Raw genomic sequence first — 18414 nt, 5'->3', positions numbered from 1 at the left:
CCACCGTCATGCTCGGCGAAGGCCGGGCATCCACGCCTTCGTCTTCGCCGCCACAAGCAAGGCGTGGATCCTAGGCCTTCGCCGAGGATGACGATGGGGAGGCTTCGCGCCAACGCCGCTCGATACTGTTCTACTCCGCGGCCTTAATCCGTATCGCCGCCTGGGCCGCGCGGCCGTGTGCGTCGAGTACTGTGACCCGGTAAAAGCCCGGGCCGGGCGGCGTCCATTGCGTCGTGCGGAGGGCTCCCACGGAAGCCACCGGCGCGCCATCGACCAGGAAGCTTAGGGGCCGAATGCCGCCCATGGCCTTGAGGTCCAAGGCGCCGGCGCCGTCGATCACCGCGCCCGGCGGCGGGAATAGTAGGCGCAGCGGATCCGGGTCGGGCGTGACCGCGAAAGATAACAGGTGCATCGCCTCGGCGGCTGAACGCGGCGACGCTGGCAAAAGACCAAAGACCCTCGCCAGAACTGGCAGCGCATGATCGGCCGCCGCACCACCATCCATCGCCGTGCCATCGGGCCGTCCGACCCAGACGCCCACGACTTGCGCGCGATCGAACCCGAAAGCCCAGTTGTCGCGATCGCCCCAGCTGGTTCCCGTCTTCCACGCGATCCCTTGACCTTCCGGAGCGCCCGGTAAAGCCCGCGTCAGGATCGCCGCGATGGTCTGCGCGGATGCCGGCGAAAGCAGCCTGGAGGCAGCGGCCACGCCGCTAGGGCGCCAGCCGAGCGGCGAAACCGCCCCATCCGTCGCCAGCGCCGCATAGAGCGCCATCATCCCGCGCATCGTCTGACCGGCGCCGCCAAGCACCACTGGAAGCGACGCCACCGCGCCACGCGGCAAGCGCAAAGGCTCACCCGCCGCCGACAAAGCCGCGGCGAAGCGCACCGCGCCGAACTGCGCCAGCAGCCTAACCGCGGGAAGGTTGAGCGACCGCCGAAGGGCATCCGCCGCCCTGACATTTCCCGCAAACCGCCCGGTGAAATCTTCCGGCGCATAGCCGCCAAACCGCGCCGGACTATCGGCAAGCAGTGTGTCCGGATTGGCGAGTCCTTGCGAAAAGGCGAGGCCATAGAGAAACGGTTTCAACGCCGAACCCGGGCTGCGCTCGGCTGAGGTCAGATCGATCGCCCCAGCGCGACGCGCGTCGCCCCAATCACCGGCCCAGACCGCGCGCAAACGCCGGCTCGGTAGATCCGCGATCATCACGGCGAGCGAAACATCCGGCGGCAGCTTGGCAAGCGTCGCGCGGGCCAATCGCTGAAGCGCCGCCTGGGTCGGCCCATCCAGCGTCGTCGTGAGCAATGGCGGTCGATGCACACGCGCGAAAAGCTGCGGCACAGCGCGCGGCATCGGCTGCCGCGCCGTCGGCAGCGCTTCCGCTATGGCGGCCCGCGTCTCCTCCGGCGTCAGGAGACCGCGCGTCTCGGCGAGACGGAGGATGCGGTCGCGGATCCGCCGCGCGGCCTCGGGATGCCGATCTGGGCGCAGCGCCTCGGGGCGGCGCGGCAAAGCCACCAGAAGTGCCGCCTCGGCGGCGTCGAGCGCGCCCGGCGGCTTGCCAAAATACGCGTAGGAGGCGGCCTCGACCCCCACCAGATTGCCGCCAAATGGCGCGAGCGACAGCCACAGCCCAAGAACATCCCGGCGCGGCATCCGCCACCACAGGTCCACCCCCCGTGCCGCCTCGATGACCTTGGCGGATAGGCCACGCGGCCGGGGATCGAGCAGCTTCGCGACCTGCATCGTCAGCGTCGAGCCACCGGATACGACATGCCCAGCGCGCAGCCACTGCCATCCCGCGCGCAAAACAGCGCGAGGATCGACCCCCGGCTCGGTGGCGAACCGCCGGTCCTCCACCGCCACAAGCAGTTGCACGAGGAATGGCGACACCTGCTCCGGCGAAACGCGAAATCGCCAGACGCCGCCGGGTACCGGGGAAAGCGCGATCAATGCGCCGCCCCGATCCACCACCCGCGTTCCCCAACATTCCGCGCGCGGCGTCGGCGCGGGCCACACGGCGCCCAACGTCACCACCCCAGCCAGCGCCACGATTGGCGCGACGGCGAGTGTGGCGAACAGGCGCCCCTTGCGCCCGGTCAGAGTCACGGCGTCGCCGGGGTCACCGAAATGCGGACCGCGCCCTGCCGCGCGAAGATGGCGGGGCGATACATGTCCGCCAGCGTCATGCCCGGATATTCGAAGGTGCCCGGCGTCACCGCGCGCAGCATCACCGCGACGCGGAAGTCCGGATGATCCGCTGTCAGGCTCAGCACCACGGCATAACGGTCATCCGCGGCCTTCTCGCTATCGGTGTCCGACAGCGTGCCGAGCCAATCCATCCCGGCCACGGTCCCACCCGAGAAATGGCCCGCGATCTCCCACCCCGCCGGCAGACCGGCCAGCATCATCGCCTGATGTCCCTGCCCATCCGTCGCGCGGCCATCGACCTCCATGACGAAAGTGGTGTTCTGCGCCAGCTTGTCCGGATCCAGCGCCGAACCGTCCTGCGCGAAGAAGTGCCGGTGGATCTCCATGCCGTTCCGCGCCGCGGCCGGCGCCTGCAACGGCACACCCTGCACCACCAGACTGCCGGGCAAAGACGCGCGCCCGGTGTTCCGCACCGTCACTTTGCCGGCGACCGGCAAACTTAGCGTCGGCGCCGGGCCGAGCGTCTTGTTGTCGATCACGACCGACACGGGTTTCGCGTTCGCCCCCGCCGCCGCCGCCGCCGCGCCGCCCCATGCCTGCTCCTGCGTGTTCAGCGCATCCGGATCGAGATTGGCCCCCGGCAGCGCCGCCCGGATACCAGCAAGCTGCGGCGCCATGACGCCGCTTTCCTGCGTCAGCACAGCCGTCGCGAATTGGTCGCGCAGCGCGGAGCCGTAATCGTCATACCAATAGTCGCGCGCTGGATCCTTGAGCACAGCCGCGAAGATGTCTTGCGCCTGCGCCGTCTCACCCAGCCTCGCCAGCGCCGCCGCGATTTGCGCGCGGGCAAGTGGTGTGGGTTCGGCATCGAGATTGGTCGCCGCCACACGAATGGCTCCAGCCGGCGCCTGGCCGGACAATGCCAGCACGTAAAGCGCATAGGCCTGCGCCGCCTGGTCGGTCGGGCTGCCCGGCGGCGTCGCCACCTCCGTCGTCAGCCAGCCCAAAGCCGAGGTGACGGCGGTTGACGGCACCGCCGCTCCTGCGGCGCGGGCACGCATGAGGAAGTCGGTCGCATATGCGGTCAGCCAGGGCTGCGCATCGCCCGCCGAGGACCATAGTCCGAAGGAGCCGTCATAACGCTGACGGTCCAGCACCGCCTCGGTGGTCTGCTCCAATCGTCCGGCGCGATCCGGTCCGGCGGTGTCGCCCTGCAACAGCATCGCCAGCGGCAGGCCACGGCTGGTGAGCTGTTCGAGGCAGTCCAGCGGATAGGCTTCCAGCGCCCGGACCAGCGCCGCCGCATCATAGCGAACACCGAGGCCGAAACTGGCGCTCGCCTTCCAGCTCCCCGGCACGAAGGCACCGCTATTGGGCGCGAAGCTTTGCGTGGCGCCCGGCGCCAAAGTCAGTGGCGTCACCTGCGCGATCATGCCACGCGCCGCGTGAACCGAAATTGTCGCGCTATGCGTAACGTGGAAGCCCGAGGGTCCATCGGCCGCCACCGTTAGCGTGCCGAGCCCGGTGCCGTTCGCCATCAGCTCGACCGGCAGAACCAGCCGCTGCTCCTTGGCGAGGGTCACCGGCGCCGGATCGCCGCCGGATAGTCCGAGCGTGCCGCTGGCTGTGAGATGAACGGAAACCTGCCCCGCCGGCAGTTCCAGATTCTGCAACATGACGCCGATACGCGCCTGATCGCCCGGCGCCAGGAAGCGCGGCAAGAGCGGCTCGACGATGAGCGGATCGCGCATGGTGATGTCCTGTGCGGCGCTTGCCGTCTTCGCACCATCCCAGCCCACCGCCATGAGGCGCAGAGTGCCGTCGAAATCCGGCAGCGCGAGCGGGAATTGCGCCACGCCATCCGGCCCCGCCTGCACCGGTCCCGCAAAGAGCGAGACGATCATCTGCGGAATGGGATTGGACTGCGTATCGTCGTCACCGCCCGCGCCCTGGCGCAGCATCGTATTGGCGGCGCCCGCCGGCGGCAGCAGCCGCGCCCAGTCGTCATGGATGCCGACGCCGAGCGTGCGCTGGCCGAAGAAGTGACCGAGCGGATCAGGCGTCTGGAAATTCGTCAGCGACAGGATGCCCTCATCCACCGCCGCCAGCGTCACCCAGGCGCCGGGAGTCGTATGCACGGCGAAAGTCGCCGTCGTGCGCGGGCGATAGATGGTGTCGGTCGTGATGCTGAGCGGCAGCGTGCGCGGCGCGGGGTCCAGCGCGACCCAGGTCAAGCCGATCGCCCGCCCTGGCGCGGTTTTGCCATCCGCCCCACCGGGACGGAAGACATGCACGCCGACATAGGCGCCCGGTCCCCAATCCGCCGTTACCGGAATGGAAACGTCGAAGGATGCGCTCGCCGCCGGCAAGTCGATCAGCCGCTTCACGCGATCCGTCATCACCAGCACGGTCGCCGGACCCGCATAGGGCGCCTCGACATGGATCGTCGCGATGTCGCCGGGCTTGTAGGTTTTGTGATCGGCGCGGACCGAGACCCGCGCTGGCACGTCGGGATTATCGCCGACCGCCCAGCCCGAATAGAAGATGACGGAACTCGCCGCCATGCCGCCGCTCGCCTGCAAGACCTGTAGGCGGTAGCGGCCGAAGGGCAGTGGGCGGGAGAAGACATAGGGCGCGCCATCGGCCGGCAATGTCACGTCCCGGCTATCCACCGGCTCGTCGCGCCAAACGGTCTCGTATCGCGCCTGGCCGTCCTTCACCGCGAGGCGCCAATCGGGCTCCTGCCGCACGATGCGGATCTGCACCGGCATCGCGACGCGCTTGCCATCGGGCGCCACCGCGACGATGCGGAAGCCGGCCTTGGCATCGGCATCCACCGTGCCGTCGGCGAAATCCTCGCCGATGCCGATGAGCGGCGCGGCAGGACGGATCGGCAGGTTCGTCGAGGTGCCGACGCTGCGCCCGGCGGGATCGTTGATCGAGGCATAGAGCGAGGCCTGCAAAGCGCCGCTCACATCCGGCAGAGCGGAAAGATCCACCGACAGTGTCGTTTTGCCATCCGCATCGGTCGCCGGAAGATCTGCCTGCAGCTGCTTCGAGGTGAAAGTCTCTTCCGCGAGGCCGAAACTGTATTTGGCAAAGTCAGCGAAAGGTGTCGGGTTCGGTGTCAGCGTGATGGTGCCGGAGCCCGACAGATCGGCGCCTGGCGCGCCGTAAAGAAACCGGACCGCGACTGGGAGATCCGTGCTGCGCCCAGGTTCCAGCATCGCCGGCGGCTGGGTGAACTCCACCGCGAGGCGGGGCGGCACGAAGGCATCCACCTGGAAGCTCTGGTCGGCAATCGCGGTCCCGTTGGGATCGGTTTTGAGCGCGATGTCCCAAGTCCCGAACTGCGCGCCGTTCGACAGCGTGACGGCTTTGTGGATGGAGGCATCCGCCGAGCGCGGCGGCACCGTGTCCTGGAACACCCGGCCGTCCGGCCGGGTCACAATCAGATGCAGCGGCAGATCCGTTGGCGCGCCGCTTTCATCGCGCAGCAGTGCCATCACCTGCACCGTCTCACCGGGGCGGTAGATGCCGCGATCGGTCCAGATAAACGGGTCGACCGGTCCGGGCTGCGCGGTACCCGTGACGCCGCGATCCGAAAGATCGAAGTCGGGCGCTGTGAGATCGAGGCGCGTGAAGTCACCATCCTTGCCACGGATATGCAGCGATGCGGGCGCCAGCCCGTTCTGTCCGGCCAGCAATGGCTGCGCGAAATGCACCACGCCATCGGTATCCGTCGTCGCGCTGGCGAGGATCTCGTTATCCGTCGCGAGCAGATCGATCTTCGCATCCGGTATGGGCAGCCCGCTCGCGTAGCTCCTCACCTGCACGGTATCGCCTTCAGCGCCATGCCACACGGTCGGCGCCAGATCGGTACGGAGCACGAGTTGCACAGCGGTGGGCGCGCTGCCCTCCGCGAAGGGCGTCCCGTCGCCGGGCGTCGCGATCAGCGCATAGAGTCCCGGCGACGACAAAGCGGCCGGCAACGGCAGCACCGTATGGTTCAGCGCATTGCGCGCGAAACCCGCGACATCCGCGCTGCCGGTCCACACCACGCGGCCCTGGTTCTGCGCCAGATCCGTCGCGCCATAGGATGCGATGGCGCCCTGGCTTGGCGGGTAGGTCTGCATGACATGGAGCAAGTTGCGCTCGGCGATGCGCACCAGTGACAGCTTCACTGCCGAAAGATTGACGCTGTCGAGTGCAACCGTCGCCTGCGCATCGCGTGGCTGGATATAGCGCGCGCCATCGAAAACGAGGCGCGGCTGGCGATCCGGCATGGCGACGGAAACTACCAAATCCTGCTTGAGTGTGAGGCCGTTGTCTCCCGGCATCCCATGCTGGACCGTCACGGTTGTCGTCGCGCCCGCGGGCAGGCCCGTGACGCAGATGTGGCGCGATTCGAGCGTGACCGCCGCGTCCTTCTGGGCCGGCGCGAGCTTCACCCAATCCGCCGGATGGAAATCAGGCGAATTCGACGGGTCGCCGAGGAAGCTGAGGCAGGCGCGGGCCGGAAAGGCCTCCGCATCCGTTGCCAGCCCCTTGAAGAGCAGCCCAAGCTGCTGCTGGCGCTGCGTCAGGGCGACCTGCGCGTCGTGATCGTTGGGCAGCCGGCGCGCGATGGCCTGCAGAACCTCGATCTCCGGCAGCGGCCGGTTCAGCGCCACCAAGGCGCGGTCCATGATCTTCAGCGCCGAGGCCTGATCCGCCGCCGATGTGTCGCTGTTCTGGTCGATCCGGGTGAAGGCCATCCAAGCCGCCTGCAAGGCCAGCTCCGGATGCGGCGGGGTCACGCCCATCTCCGCCTGGGCGAGCAAATACCAGTTGTTCCAGCTCGATGTGGCATTCGGGCCATTGCCGCCGACAAGGGTTTGGAGCGCCGGCAAGGCCTGCGCCCAGCTCTCCGTCTTCAGCGCGGTGCTTGCGGCATCGGCCGCGCGTTTCCGCTGATCGTCGGTCGCGCCTGCGGGGTAGGCCTGGCGCAGCTTGGCCTCGAAGGCTTCTGCGTCTGACTGCAAGCCGGGTAAGTCGATCTCCGGCGCGGCGTCATCCTGCGCCTGCACGAGACGCAGCGGCGCCAGCGACAGCATCGCGCCCAAGCCGAGAAATAAGGTCACGCGCATACAAGCCTTGGTGACCCGTGTCATGACCTTGTTTCCTCCAGAATTAGCGCAGTCATGCCGCAAGGCGGCAGGCTCTTCAACCAGGACGTGTCCACGACGCCAAAATCACGATCATGAGAAGGTAAAATATTCGCATTTACGCGAACGCGGGAGTTGTTTAGCAAAGCGTCGATCTGGAAAGGTTTCCGAGACATGACCTCAGTTTCCCGCCGCACTCTACTCGCCACGACGGCCGCCGCTGCTTTCGCCATCCTGCTGTCACCCATAACATCACGCGCGGCTGATCCGGTTCGTGTCGGTTCGAAGTTCGACACCGAGGGCGGCCTGCTTGGCAACATCATCCTGGCGCTGCTGAAGGCGCATAAGATTCCCACGGTCAATCGCGTCTCGCTGGGCAACACCAAGATCGTGCGCACCGCGCTGCTCTCGGGCGAGATCGATATCTATCCGGAATACACCGGCAACGGCGCCTTCTTCTTCAACATCGATACCGACCCCGTTTGGAAGAATGCCGAGGCCGGTTATGAAAAAGTTAAGAACCTCGATCTCGCGAAGAATAAGATCGTCTGGCTCGCCCCGGCGCCTGCCAACAACACCTGGGGTATCGCGGTGAATGGCGACACCGCGAAGCAGAACAAGCTCGCGACGCTGGATGACTTCGCGCATTGGGTGAATGGCGGCGGCAAGGTCCGCGTGGCGGCTTCGGCGGAGTTCGTCGAAAGCCCGCTCGCGTTGCCCGCTTTCGAGAGTGCTTATGGCTTCAAGCTCACCCAGGACCAGACGCTGGTTCTCGCCGGCGGCGACACGGCGGCGACCGAGCGCGCGGCGGCGGATGGCACGTCGGGCGTCAACAGCACCATGGCCTACGGAACCGATGCCGGCATCGCCGCGCTCGACCTCGTGGCGCTCGAGGACACCAAGCACGCGCAGGCGGTCTACGAGCCGGCGCCGATCATCCGGCAATCGGTGCTGGAGGCCTATCCGCAGATCAAGGACATCCTCGCCCCAGCCTTCGCCGCCCTCGATGGCCCGACGCTGCGCGCGCTGAACTCGAAGATCGCGGTGGATGGCGGCGATCCCAAGACGGTCGCGACCGATTGGCTGCAAAGCAAGAAGCTGCTCTGACGGGCCGCGCGGGATGACGGAAGTGGGGCGGAAGAGGCTCAGCGCCAACCGCGTATTGCTGCTGCTCCTGACGGTAGGCGCCGTCAGCATCGCGAGCCTTGCCTTCGTCAGCCATGCCCGCAACCGCCTGGTCTCCGGTAAGCCCGTCGGGTTCATCCAGGCGGCGCAACTTGCCCACACTGCGCCCGTCACCCTGCTCGCGGCGGGCGTACTGCTGCTGCTGGCGCCTTTCCTGTTTCCCGCGCGCGCCGGGCGCTGGCTCAGCCTGCTCGGGAGCGGATTGACGCTCGGCGGTCTCGGCTGGGTTGCCGGGGCAGCGGCGATCGGTCTTGCCCTGACGGGCTCGCCCTCCGCCCGCACCAGCCTCGGCGCTGGGTTTTGGATCGCCGCCGTCATGGCGCTGCTGGCGGCGGGCGACGCCGCGCAACGCTTGCGCCTGCCCCTATCGCTGATCTGGCTGACGGCGCTCCTCATGCTCGGGCCTTTCGTGCTGCTGCTCGGCCTAGGCGAACTCAATCAGCTTTCGATCCTCAAGGAATTTGCGACGCGGCACGATGTCTTCATGGCGGCCCTGTTGCGCCACATCCTGCTGGTGGCCGGCGCCCTGATCCCGACCGTGCTGCTCGGCATTCCGCTCGGCGTCGCCGCCTGGCGGCGAGAGAGCGTGCGCCGCATCGCCTTCCCAATCCTGAACGTGGTGCAGACGATCCCCTCGATCGCACTCTTCGGCCTGCTGATCGCCCCGCTGTCGAGCCTTTCGGATGCCATCCCGCTGCTGCCGCGCCTCGGCATCTCGGGGGTTGGAGTGGCGCCCGCCATCATCGCGCTGGTGCTCTATTCGATGCTGCCCGTCGTGCGTAACACAACAGAAGGCTTGGCCGGTGTTCCGGCCACAGTGCAGGAAGCCGCGCGCGGCATGGGCCTGACGCGCCGGCAATCCTTCTGGCGGGTCGAAATCCCGCTCGCTCTGCCGGTCATCCTGGCGGGCCTCCGCATCACCGCCGTGCAAGCCGTCGGGCTCGCCGCGGTCTCGGCGCTGATCGGCGCGGGCGGTCTTGGCGCCATCATGTTCGACGGACTCTTCGCCAATGCGCTCGATCTCGTGCTGCTCGGCGCACTGCCCGTCATTTTCCTCGCCGTTCTCGTTGATCTGATCTTCAGGGTCGCGACCGGCCTCACCGCAAGGTGGTCCGCATGACCGACGCCCCGCCGATCATCCAGCTCGACCATGTCAGCAAGATTTACGGCGGCGTACGTGCTGTCGATGATGTCTCGCTCAGCGTCGCGCATGGCACCTTCCTCGCCATCATCGGCCCTTCCGGCTGCGGCAAATCCACCACCATCCGCCTCATCAATCGCCTCATCGAACATGACGAGGGATCGATCCGCATCAGCGGCGAGGAGATCCGCAGCTTCCGCGAGGAAACCCTCCGCCGCCGCATGGGCTACGTCATCCAATCCGGCGGGTTGTTTCCCCATTGGACGGTCGAGCGGAATATCGCGACCGTGCCGGTGCTGCTCGGCTGGAAGCCTGAGCGCATCCGCGATCGCGTGACGGAACTCCTGGCGCTGCTCCAGCTCGACGCGAATCGCTTCCGCAAGGCATATCCACATCGCCTCTCTGGCGGTCAGCAACAGCGCGTCGGCATCGCTCGCGCCCTTGCCGCCGATCCGGACGTGCTGCTGATGGACGAGCCTTTCAGCGCGCTCGACCCCATCACGCGCAATGCCCTGCAGGCCTCGCTCGCTCGCATCCACAAGGAGACCGGCAAGACCATCGTCTTCGTGACGCATGACATGGACGAGGCGCTGCGCCTCGCGACCCAGGTCGCCGTCATGGATCGCGGTCACATCGTCCAGCTCGGCACGCCGCGCGAGCTGCTGCACGCGCCCGCCAATGACTTCGTGCGCGGCTTCCTGGGTGCCGAGGATCGCGGTTTGCGGCTGCTTGCGATCGAGACCGCCGCGAGCCGCATGCGCCCCGTCAACGGCCTCGCCGCCGAGACGCCCGCCATCGCGGCCGGTTCCGACCTGCGGCAAGCACTGTCCGAGATGCTGGCGACGGGCCAGCACGCGTTACGCGTGGAGGAAGCGGGGCGCGTCGTCGGTGAACTCTACCTCGACGATCTGGTGCGGCTGTGAGGATCCTGCGCGGCCCGCTGCCCTGGCTGCTGCTTCTGCTGGTCGTCGCGACTGTTGGCATGCCGGCGACCAAGCCGCTGTTCCATGCGATGTTCCCGGCGCTCGACCGGCCCATGTACGAGCAGGACAGCTTCACCGCGCTAATGCTCGCGCATCTCTGGCTGGCCGGAGTCGCCAGTCTGGTGGCGACAATCGTGGGCGTGGCGCTGGGTATCTTCGTGACGCGCCCGGCTGGTGCCGAGTTCCGTGGCATGGTCGAGACCGTCGCCGCGATGGGGCAGACTTTCCCGCCCGTCGCCGTGCTTGCGATCGCAGTGCCCGTCATGGGATTTGGCGAAAGCCCGGCTTTGATCGCGCTCGCCTTGTATGGCCTGCTTCCCATCGTCCGCAACACGATAACGGGAATCGAGACGGTGCCGGCGGATACCCGGGAGGCGGCGCTCGGCATCGGCATGAGCCGGTTTCAGATGCTCGCGCGGATCGAATTGCCGCTCGCGGCGCCGATCATTGTCGCCGGTATCCGCACCAGCGTCATCGTCAATGTCGGCACCGCGGCGATCGCCTCCACGGTCGGGGCGAAAACGCTGGGGTCGCCAATTATCCTGGGGCTAAGCGGCTCGAACACCGCCTATGTGCTACAGGGCGCGATCCTGCTGGCACTTCTCGCCATCCTGCTCGATGTCGCCTTCGAGCGGCTGGCGATGTGGCTGGGCGGCTGGCGCCGCCCAGCCTGAGGCCTACTTACCCTTGGGCGAGCCCTTGCCGCTGCTCGACGCGGGCGCACCGGCGGCCGGCTTCTTCGATGCCTTCGGTTTCTTAGGCTCACGGTTGCTCTTCTGCTCACCTTTAGCCATGTCGCTCTCCTGTTCCCGGCACCGCGCCGGAATGCGGGATCTGTAACACCGCGCAGGGAGCGGCGGAACGCAAAAGCATGCGACTCGCGCTGATCTTTTGCGGCTCCCGACTGGGCAGCCTATGCTCTCCGGACCAAGGAGGAACTCAAATGATCCGCTTCTATTACAACACCGCTCCAAACCCCATGAAGGTGGCGCTGTTCCTGGAAGAATCGGGGCTGCCTTACGAGCCGATTCCGGTCGACACCCGGAAGGGCGAGCAGTTCGACCCCGCCTTCGCGGCCCTCAATCCCAACAACAAGGTGCCCTGTATTGTCGATGACGGCGTAACGGTCTTCGACAGCAACGCGATCCTCCTTTACCTCGCCGAAAAGACTGGACAGTTCCTTCCCGAGGACACGCTGGAGGCGCGTGGCAGGTTTTTGTCATGGCTGATGTTTGTGGCGACGGGGATCGGCCCCTATTCAGGCCAGGCCGTGCACTTTCGCCATTACGCGCCCGAGCCCAAGGACTACGCCAATACCCGCTACGAATTCGAGGCCAAGCGTCACTACGGCATCCTCAACACGCATCTCTCGAAGAATCGCTTCATGCTGGGAGACACCTACACGATTGTCGATATGGCCGTCTGGGGCTGGGCGAGACTGGTTCCCTTCATGCTCGCCGATGAAGGCGTGTGGGACACGCTGCCGCATCTCAAACGCATGCTGGACACGATCACCGAGCGTCCCGCCGCGCAGCGTGCTTTGGGGCTCAAGGATCTTCACCAATTCAAGACCGAGAATGATGCCGAGACCCAGCGTCACTTTTTCCGCTTTCGCGAGCCGATTGTGTAATACCGATTGCGCGGATACCGACTGATCAGGCAAATCGCTCGTCATGCTCGGCGCTGGCCGGGCATCCACGCCTTGCCTTCGTGCCGCGAGTAAGGCGTGGATCCTCGGCCTGCGCCGAGGATGACGCGAGAGGGTCATCGTCAATGCCCGTTCGTGAAAGCGCCGCACCTCAAAGCAGAACCTCCGCGCATCGGGCGAAGTCGGCGACGTTGATGGTGATGTCGTCGGCTTGGCTATCGCTGCTGGCGGTGACCGCGCCCTCGACATAAGTGTAGTACGGCATCCCCCGCGCGCCCGCCAGGACGCAGAAGGCCGGTGTGCCGTAGCTCCGCGGCAGGATCTCGATGACCCGGCAGTAGGGCGGTGCGAAGATGATATTGGTGAGCCCCGCCCCGTGGATCCCGACGATATGAGACGCCTCGGCGAATAGCACTGCCTGCGCATCGAAATCGAGCTCGCCTGGAGCAACCTTTTCATAGCCGTGACGACCTAGAAGCGCCATTAGCGCATCCTCGTTGAGCACTCGGCGTCCGCCAGCATCGCCCCGCGAGACGTAGATCTTGCGGCCGGCCGCGCGGCGCCCCGCCCCCATCTCCGTCGCGACCGGCGCGAGGAGACGGTCCCGCAAGAAAGTCATCGCCCAAACCGCGCCCTTCTGCATCGGATGGTGAATATCGCTGATGTCGGAGAGCGTGATGAGTTCTCTCGCCCGAACCGCTTGCCATGGCTGCACCGCGATCATTCGGTCGCGTGAGACGCCGCAAAGTTCCAACGTTCGGCGCTGCCAATCAGTGGTGAGCGGCGAGGTGAGGACAAAGAAATCATCGCGGCCGAGGACATTCTTGAACGGGGCGAGCCGGCTCAACCAGTCGCAGATCCAATGGCAGTAGTTGAGGCCGAAGACATCATCGACCAAGGCGAGCACAGTGCCGTCGATGAAAGGCGCATCGGACAACAGCGGCTCAAGTGGATAATCGTAAAAATGCAGCAGGCGTGCGAACTTCGAACTAGCGGATGCGACAGCTTTCCGCTCCGCGCTGATCGCCACCGGTGCGTCCGCGACCAAGCCGTAGTAGGCGTTGGGCAGCACGAAACCTCTCAGAGCCGCGGCACCGCTCGGCCACATTCCGGGAAAGCCCGGGAAGCAATCCGGCCGCCCGTTGAGATAGCCGGGGGGCGGCAAGAGCCGATCGTGACCGCGCGCGAGAACAATCTCCTGCAGCGCGGGCGCCGAGGTAACGAAAGCAATGTCCTCGTTGCAGCCGATGCCGCACAACCGCTCCGCCTGCTCCAGACTCTGCGCGACGGGGCCCCAATAGGGGTCAAGCTCGGGAAGTCCCGCCGCCGCCGCGACCAAGCGGGCGGCATCGGGCTTGCCTATGGTCGGAGCAATGCGCGGTGACGTCATCCGAGGTTCAGCGTCTGGCGCAGCGCGGCGATCATCGCGTCGGCGGCAAGCTTCGGCTCGTTGAAGAGATAATCCGCGAAATAGGGTTGCCCGGGCCGTTCGTTCTCCGTCTTCGCTTCCGCGACGAAATGTTCCGCCAAATAGACGGGCGGAAGCGCGCCCTCGCATTGATCGGCCATCCAGCCGGCAGGCTGCGTCGCGACGATGCTGGGGCCTGCGTGAATGAGGCCCGGTGTATCGTACAGCCAGCCGATCTTGTGCTGCTGCGTCCCGTGATGACAGATGTAGTATTGCGCGGTCGCGGCATAGGCGATGCTCTCGACGAGGCCGCAGCCAGTAATGTCGATAAGCGCCGGTCCTCCGACCCATCCGCGGCAGCGCGCCATTAGGTCCCGCGCCATGATGATAACCTCGGCGCGATTGCCGCGTTCCCGGTCGATGTCGTAGCGGCCCGGAACCTCGATGTCATGCGGGAGTGAATAGCCATCGAGCAGAACCTCGAAGCGGGTTCCACAACGACTTAAGCTCCGCAACAAAGCGACAAAGGTCTCGATCTGATTGACGGGGCGACGGTAGAGCGCACGCAGGCTGAGCCACAAACGGATAGCGCCGGGCTCTGGTGCCGCGACGGTGCCGCTCGCGTTCCGGCAGCGCTGCGTGACCCTTGCCTTCGCCGCGAGGCTGACTCGCGTCGATCCGGCCGCGAAAAGCGTGCCGGGATGGAAGCGCGCCCTATGACCGTGCGAGGCTTCGCGGGTGATCGTGGAGACCGGAGACGCCAAGGCCCAGTCGAAGAGTTTTCCGAATGGCAGGATCGGCTCATGTGCGAGCAGGATGCCGGCGATCCCTGAAGCAGTGCGGCTTTCGAGCTCCAGCAGCGCGGGCATTTCGTTCCATAAGAAATGCGCGAAATTTGGGTGGCCCAATACCAGTTTGGCCCTTTGACCCTTGCCGCACGGCGCGTCCGCCACCGCCCGAATATGGCGCACGAGAAAGATCGCCACAGCGCTGTCATGGCCCGACGGCAGCGTGAGGCATCGCCGGGCCGGATCATAGACGCCATCAATCTCGTAGCCGCGATCGGGGCCGGAGCTTATGAGCCACAGATCGCCGGCCGGCGCCGGAAAGCGCCAGGCGAAAGCCTTCATCGGCGCGAACAGCGTGCCGTCGCAGATGCGCTCCTGCCCATCGCGCGGATCCCGGATCACGAAATGGCCACGGTCGAAGATTGCCGACTGATACTGGCGCAGGCGCCGCGGATGAAGGAAGCGGTTGAGCCCCGCCAAGAGTGGCGCTGCTTGAGCCGTGAGATCTATTGCCTGCGGGCGCTCCAAACCTTCAAGCTCGGCCTCCGTCTTCTGCAAATGGGTCGCGAACGCCATGGCAGCCCCCGTGCGCCCCGGCCGCTCCGCGGAACGGCGTGGCGCTCATGTTGCGAACCGGCAACAACGCTTAATTCGGAGGTGTCTTACACAGGGGCTTCTTAGTTTATCGTGAAGGCGCCGCCAGCTTTTACATCGGCATCGTCGGTTCCAGGCTCGCCAGCAATCCGGCAGCGAGGATGGCGGCCAAACCGAGCACAACCTCCATAGCGACGCTTGCGAGCAAGTGGCGACGCGCCGCCTCCGCCGTTACCGCACCCGCCAGGGTCGGTGTCAGCAATTGCCGGTTCAGCGCCGCGAGGCTCAGCAGCAACACGAAGAACAGCAGCTTGAGCAGCGCCATCCAGCCATAGGCGGTCCCGCCCAGCGCGCCGAAGCTGCCGATAAGCGCCCAGCCCTGAGCGAAAGCCGTCGCGGCAAGCACCAGCACGCAGGCGACGCCCAGCGGTGAAAACCGCCTCGCCAGGATCGACAGCCCCTCGGGCGGCAGCCGCCGCGCCAGCAGCCAGAAGGCCGGGAGCGCGCCGATCCACGCCCCGGCCGCCAGCAGATGCGCGCATTCCGAGGCAACCATCAGCGGCATCCCCATGCCGAGCGCATGACCGTGAAGGGCCTGCAACACCACCGCCCCGATCGCCGGCATCACCGCCCACGCAAGACGGTCCCGACAAAGAGGCGCAACGCTCGCCGCGATCACCAGCAGCAGGCAGGCCAGCGTCGCCAGAACGAGGTGGCCGAACTGGGTTTGCGCCGCCACGGTCCCGACGGCCGCCGCGAGAGCTGGCAGATCGGCCGCCTCGCTCAAGGATTTCGCGACGAAAACGAGCCAGACCAGCACCAGGCCGATCGCCGCCACCGCCCAGCAGACGCCCTGCCGCCGCAAGCCGAGGCGCAAGGTCCCGGGCGTCTCGGCCACAGCCAAGGCCGGCGGCGCCACCAGCCACGTCAGCACCAAGGTCCCGAAGGTCCCCAGCACGGCGCCATCCGTGGCACCCCGCAGCAGGCTGAGGGCCAGGCCGCCGCTATCGCTGAAGTCGAAGCCCGGAACGATCGACACGGCATCCGCCCCAACAGCTCTCGGCAGCATGCGGCACAGGCCGCGCCCGAAAGACCCATGAAGGCGAGGCGAGGACATGGCAAGCGCCTCATCTCGCAGTCGTCGTGCTCGGCGCAGCCCACCCCTGCCCTGTCTCCGCTCGCGAAACCCGACTCTTTTGCGCTAAGAGGACCGCTGTCCTTTATATTTGACCGGACCTTCCTCAAAAATGCCGTTTCCGACGCTCAACCCCGCTCTTGCGCGCGCCCTCGACGCACGAGGCTATTCCGAGCCTACCTCCGTGCAAGCCGAGGTCCTCGCCGCCCCCGTGGATCGGGACCTCCTCGTGTCGGCACAGACCGGTTCGGGCAAGACGGTCGGCTACGGCCTCGCCTTCGCGCCGACCCTGATGAGCGAGGAGGACAGGCTGCCGCCAGCCGGCCCGCCCCTCGCTCTCATCATCGCGCCGACCCGGGAACTCGCCCTTCAGGTCCATGGCGAGCTGCTGTGGCTCTATGCCGAGGCCGGCGCGCGGGTCGTCGCCTGTATCGGCGGCATGGATGCGCGGCGGGAGGCCCGGCTGTTGTCCCAGGGCGCGCATATCGTCGTCGGCACCCCCGGCCGCCTCAAGGACCATCTGGAGCGCAAGCAGCTCGACCCCTCGGCCCTCCGCGTCGTCGTGCTCGACGAGGCGGATGAGATGCTCGACATGGGCTTCCGCGAGGAGCTTGAGTTCATCCTTGACGCGACGCCCGGCCAGCGGCGCACCCTGCTATTCTCGGCGACGATCCCGCGCGACATCGCGATGCTGGCGAAGCGCTACCAGCGCAATGCGCTGCGCATCGACACGGTCGATCGCAACCAGCCGCATCAGGACATCGAATACCGCGCGATGCGCATCGATCCCGATCAGGTCGAGGGCGCCATCGTCAATACGCTGCGCCTCATCTCCCCGCGCAGCGCCATCATTTTCTGCGCCCGGCGCGAGAGCGTGCGCGGCCTGGCCGATGCGCTGATCGCCCGCGGCTTCACCGCCGTCGCCCTGTCCGGCGAGCTGTCGCAGCACGAACGAAATACGGCGCTCCAGGCGGTGCGGGACGGGCGGGCGCAGGTCTGCGTCGCGACCGATGTCGCGGCGCGCGGGCTCGACCTGCCGGATCTCGGCCTGGTTATCCATGCCGATCTGCCGACCAACAAGGACACGCTGCTCCATCGTTCGGGCCGCACTGGCCGCGCGGGGCGCAAGGGCATCGCCGTGCTGCTGGTGCCGCATCCTCGCCGCCGCAAAGCCGAGCTGCTGCTGAGCTGGGCCGGGCTGACGGCAAGCTGGGGCACGGCACCCACCGCCGAGCAAATCCGTGCCCAGGACCGTGCCCATCTGCTCGCCGACCCGATGCTGAGCGCGCCGCCCTCGGATGGCGATGTCGAACTCGCCTATCAGCTTGCCGAGCGGCATGGCGCGGAAGCTCTCGCCGCCGCCTTCATCCGCCTGCGCCGCCAGTTGCTGCCGAGCCCGGTCGAGATCGCCGGCGCCCGCGCCACGCCGGACGAGTCCCAGCCCCGCACCCGCAGCGAAGGCGCCGAGCGTGCGGAGCGTCCCTATGTTCCACGCGAGAGCTTCCGCGCCGAGGATGTGCCGATGGTCTGGTATCGCACCAGCGTCGGCCGCAAGAACAAGGCCGATCCGAAATGGCTGCTGCCGCTGATCTGCCGCCTGGGTCAGGTCACGAAAAAGGATGTCGGCGCAATCCGCATCTCCGAGCACGAAACGCGCTTTCAGATCACCGAGACGGCGTCCGAGGCCTTCGCCGCCGCACTCGGAAATGCGGGCGAAAACGAAATTCGCATCGAAGCCGCCGACGGCCCACCGCCCGCGCAGACCCATGCGCGGCGCGAGGATCGCCCGCACCGCAGCACCAAGCCGCGCAGCTATGGCGACAGCGCCAAGCCGAGCCTACGCCGCCGCGCGAATTAGCGCTGCGGCGATAGCCTTGGTCGATCCAGGTATTGAGTCCGGGTGGCTCACTACCCCGCATCCGCGATCCGAATCGCGACGGTAGGCGATCGACATTAGTCCTTTGATCGTGGTTTGATTAGGCGCCTTCAAGACATTTCCTGCTTCTGTAGCTTCTCTTCTCGCCCGCTCCTTTGTGGGAAACGTGCGAGGCAACAAACAGGAGCGGCTATGAGTGTAACCAGATTCCCAAACGGAGCAAATTTTGTTTACCAGCCTCCAGGCTATCAGCCCTACGGGTTTCAAGCGGGGCCTGACGAGCCGACTTGGTGGAACGGCCAGAACCCGCTTCTGCCCAAAGCCGATGCGTTCAATGTCGATGCATTAACGCACGCC

The 18414-nt window shown here is 66.6% G+C and carries 11 protein-coding genes; 6 read left to right on the top strand and 5 right to left on the bottom strand.

What is annotated here, in order from left to right; all coding sequences use genetic code 11:
• Positions 1-130: 130 nt before the first annotated feature.
• Both pbpC and GSQ92_RS22815 read right to left on the bottom strand, forming a co-directional pair.
• Positions 131-2110 carry a penicillin-binding protein 1C gene (gene pbpC, locus GSQ92_RS22820; RefSeq protein WP_158805966.1) on the bottom strand — a complete coding sequence of 660 codons (1980 nt, stop codon included), beginning with the start codon at positions 2108-2110 and terminating at the stop codon, positions 131-133.
• The gene (locus GSQ92_RS22815; protein WP_158805965.1) at positions 2107-7305 is read right to left on the bottom strand and encodes an alpha-2-macroglobulin; all 5199 of its coding nucleotides are present in this window, start codon (positions 7303-7305) and stop codon (positions 2107-2109) included. Before GSQ92_RS22815 ends, pbpC begins: the two co-directional genes overlap by 4 nt.
• 168 nt (positions 7306-7473) lie before the next feature.
• Between GSQ92_RS22815 and GSQ92_RS22810 the strand changes: the two genes are divergently transcribed.
• From GSQ92_RS22810 to GSQ92_RS22790, 5 genes are all read left to right on the top strand, one after another.
• Positions 7474-8406: an ABC transporter substrate-binding protein gene (locus GSQ92_RS22810; protein ID WP_158805964.1), complete on the top strand. Its 933-nt coding sequence runs from the start codon at positions 7474-7476 to the stop codon at positions 8404-8406.
• 22 nt (positions 8407-8428) lie between these two features.
• The gene (locus GSQ92_RS22805; RefSeq protein ID WP_254065934.1) at positions 8429-9604 is read left to right on the top strand and encodes an ABC transporter permease; all 1176 of its coding nucleotides are present in this window, start codon (positions 8429-8431) and stop codon (positions 9602-9604) included.
• A complete protein-coding gene (locus tag GSQ92_RS22800; protein ID WP_305782233.1) occupies positions 9601-10548 on the top strand; it encodes an ABC transporter ATP-binding protein in 948 nt (315 codons plus the stop codon). Before GSQ92_RS22805 ends, GSQ92_RS22800 begins: the two co-directional genes overlap by 4 nt.
• A complete protein-coding gene (locus GSQ92_RS22795; protein WP_174246740.1) occupies positions 10545-11282 on the top strand; it encodes an ABC transporter permease in 738 nt (245 codons plus the stop codon). The genes GSQ92_RS22800 and GSQ92_RS22795 overlap by 4 nt, the downstream gene beginning before the upstream one ends.
• Before the next feature lie 269 nt (positions 11283-11551).
• The gene (locus GSQ92_RS22790; protein WP_158805962.1) at positions 11552-12238 is read left to right on the top strand and encodes a glutathione S-transferase family protein; all 687 of its coding nucleotides are present in this window, start codon (positions 11552-11554) and stop codon (positions 12236-12238) included.
• Positions 12239-12407: 169 nt separating this feature from the next.
• Here the strand turns inward: GSQ92_RS22790 and GSQ92_RS22785 are convergent, their stop codons facing one another.
• From GSQ92_RS22785 to GSQ92_RS22775, 3 genes are all read right to left on the bottom strand, one after another.
• Complete coding sequence (locus tag GSQ92_RS22785) at positions 12408-13646, bottom strand: DUF563 domain-containing protein (RefSeq protein WP_158805961.1); 1239 nt, start codon at positions 13644-13646, stop codon at positions 12408-12410.
• Entirely contained in the window at positions 13643-15028 is a 1386-nt protein-coding gene (locus GSQ92_RS22780; protein ID WP_158805960.1) for a hypothetical protein, read from the bottom strand. Before GSQ92_RS22780 ends, GSQ92_RS22785 begins: the two co-directional genes overlap by 4 nt.
• Before the next feature lie 130 nt (positions 15029-15158).
• Positions 15159-16163 carry a CopD family protein gene (locus GSQ92_RS22775; protein ID WP_158805959.1) on the bottom strand — a complete coding sequence of 335 codons (1005 nt, stop codon included), beginning with the start codon at positions 16161-16163 and terminating at the stop codon, positions 15159-15161.
• Positions 16164-16293: 130 nt separating this feature from the next.
• On the opposite strand from GSQ92_RS22775, the gene GSQ92_RS22770 reads away from it, so the two are divergent.
• Complete coding sequence (locus GSQ92_RS22770) at positions 16294-18039, top strand: DEAD/DEAH box helicase (RefSeq protein WP_158805958.1); 1746 nt, start codon at positions 16294-16296, stop codon at positions 18037-18039.
• The last annotated feature ends 375 nt before the right edge of the window (positions 18040-18414 follow it).

It is taken from the genome of Acidisoma sp. S159, from assembly GCF_009766125.1.
In the GTDB taxonomy this organism is placed as follows: domain Bacteria; phylum Pseudomonadota; class Alphaproteobacteria; order Acetobacterales; family Acetobacteraceae; genus Acidisoma.
This window is presented reverse-complemented; position numbering and strand designations above follow the sequence as displayed.

Coding starts and splice junctions, on each gene's coding strand:
- GSQ92_RS22815 (WP_158805965.1), bottom strand. CDS start 7,305: ATGACACGGGTCACCAAGGCTTGTATGCGCGTGACCTTATTTCTCGGC.
- GSQ92_RS22810 (WP_158805964.1), top strand. CDS start 7,474: ATGACCTCAGTTTCCCGCCGCACTCTACTCGCCACGACGGCCGCCGCT.
- GSQ92_RS22800 (WP_305782233.1), top strand. CDS start 9,601: ATGACCGACGCCCCGCCGATCATCCAGCTCGACCATGTCAGCAAGATT.
- GSQ92_RS22790 (WP_158805962.1), top strand. CDS start 11,552: ATGATCCGCTTCTATTACAACACCGCTCCAAACCCCATGAAGGTGGCG.
- GSQ92_RS22785 (WP_158805961.1), bottom strand. CDS start 13,646: ATGACGTCACCGCGCATTGCTCCGACCATAGGCAAGCCCGATGCCGCC.
- GSQ92_RS22780 (WP_158805960.1), bottom strand. CDS start 15,028: ATGGCGTTCGCGACCCATTTGCAGAAGACGGAGGCCGAGCTTGAAGGT.
- GSQ92_RS22775 (WP_158805959.1), bottom strand. CDS start 16,163: ATGTCCTCGCCTCGCCTTCATGGGTCTTTCGGGCGCGGCCTGTGCCGC.
- GSQ92_RS22770 (WP_158805958.1), top strand. CDS start 16,294: ATGCCGTTTCCGACGCTCAACCCCGCTCTTGCGCGCGCCCTCGACGCA.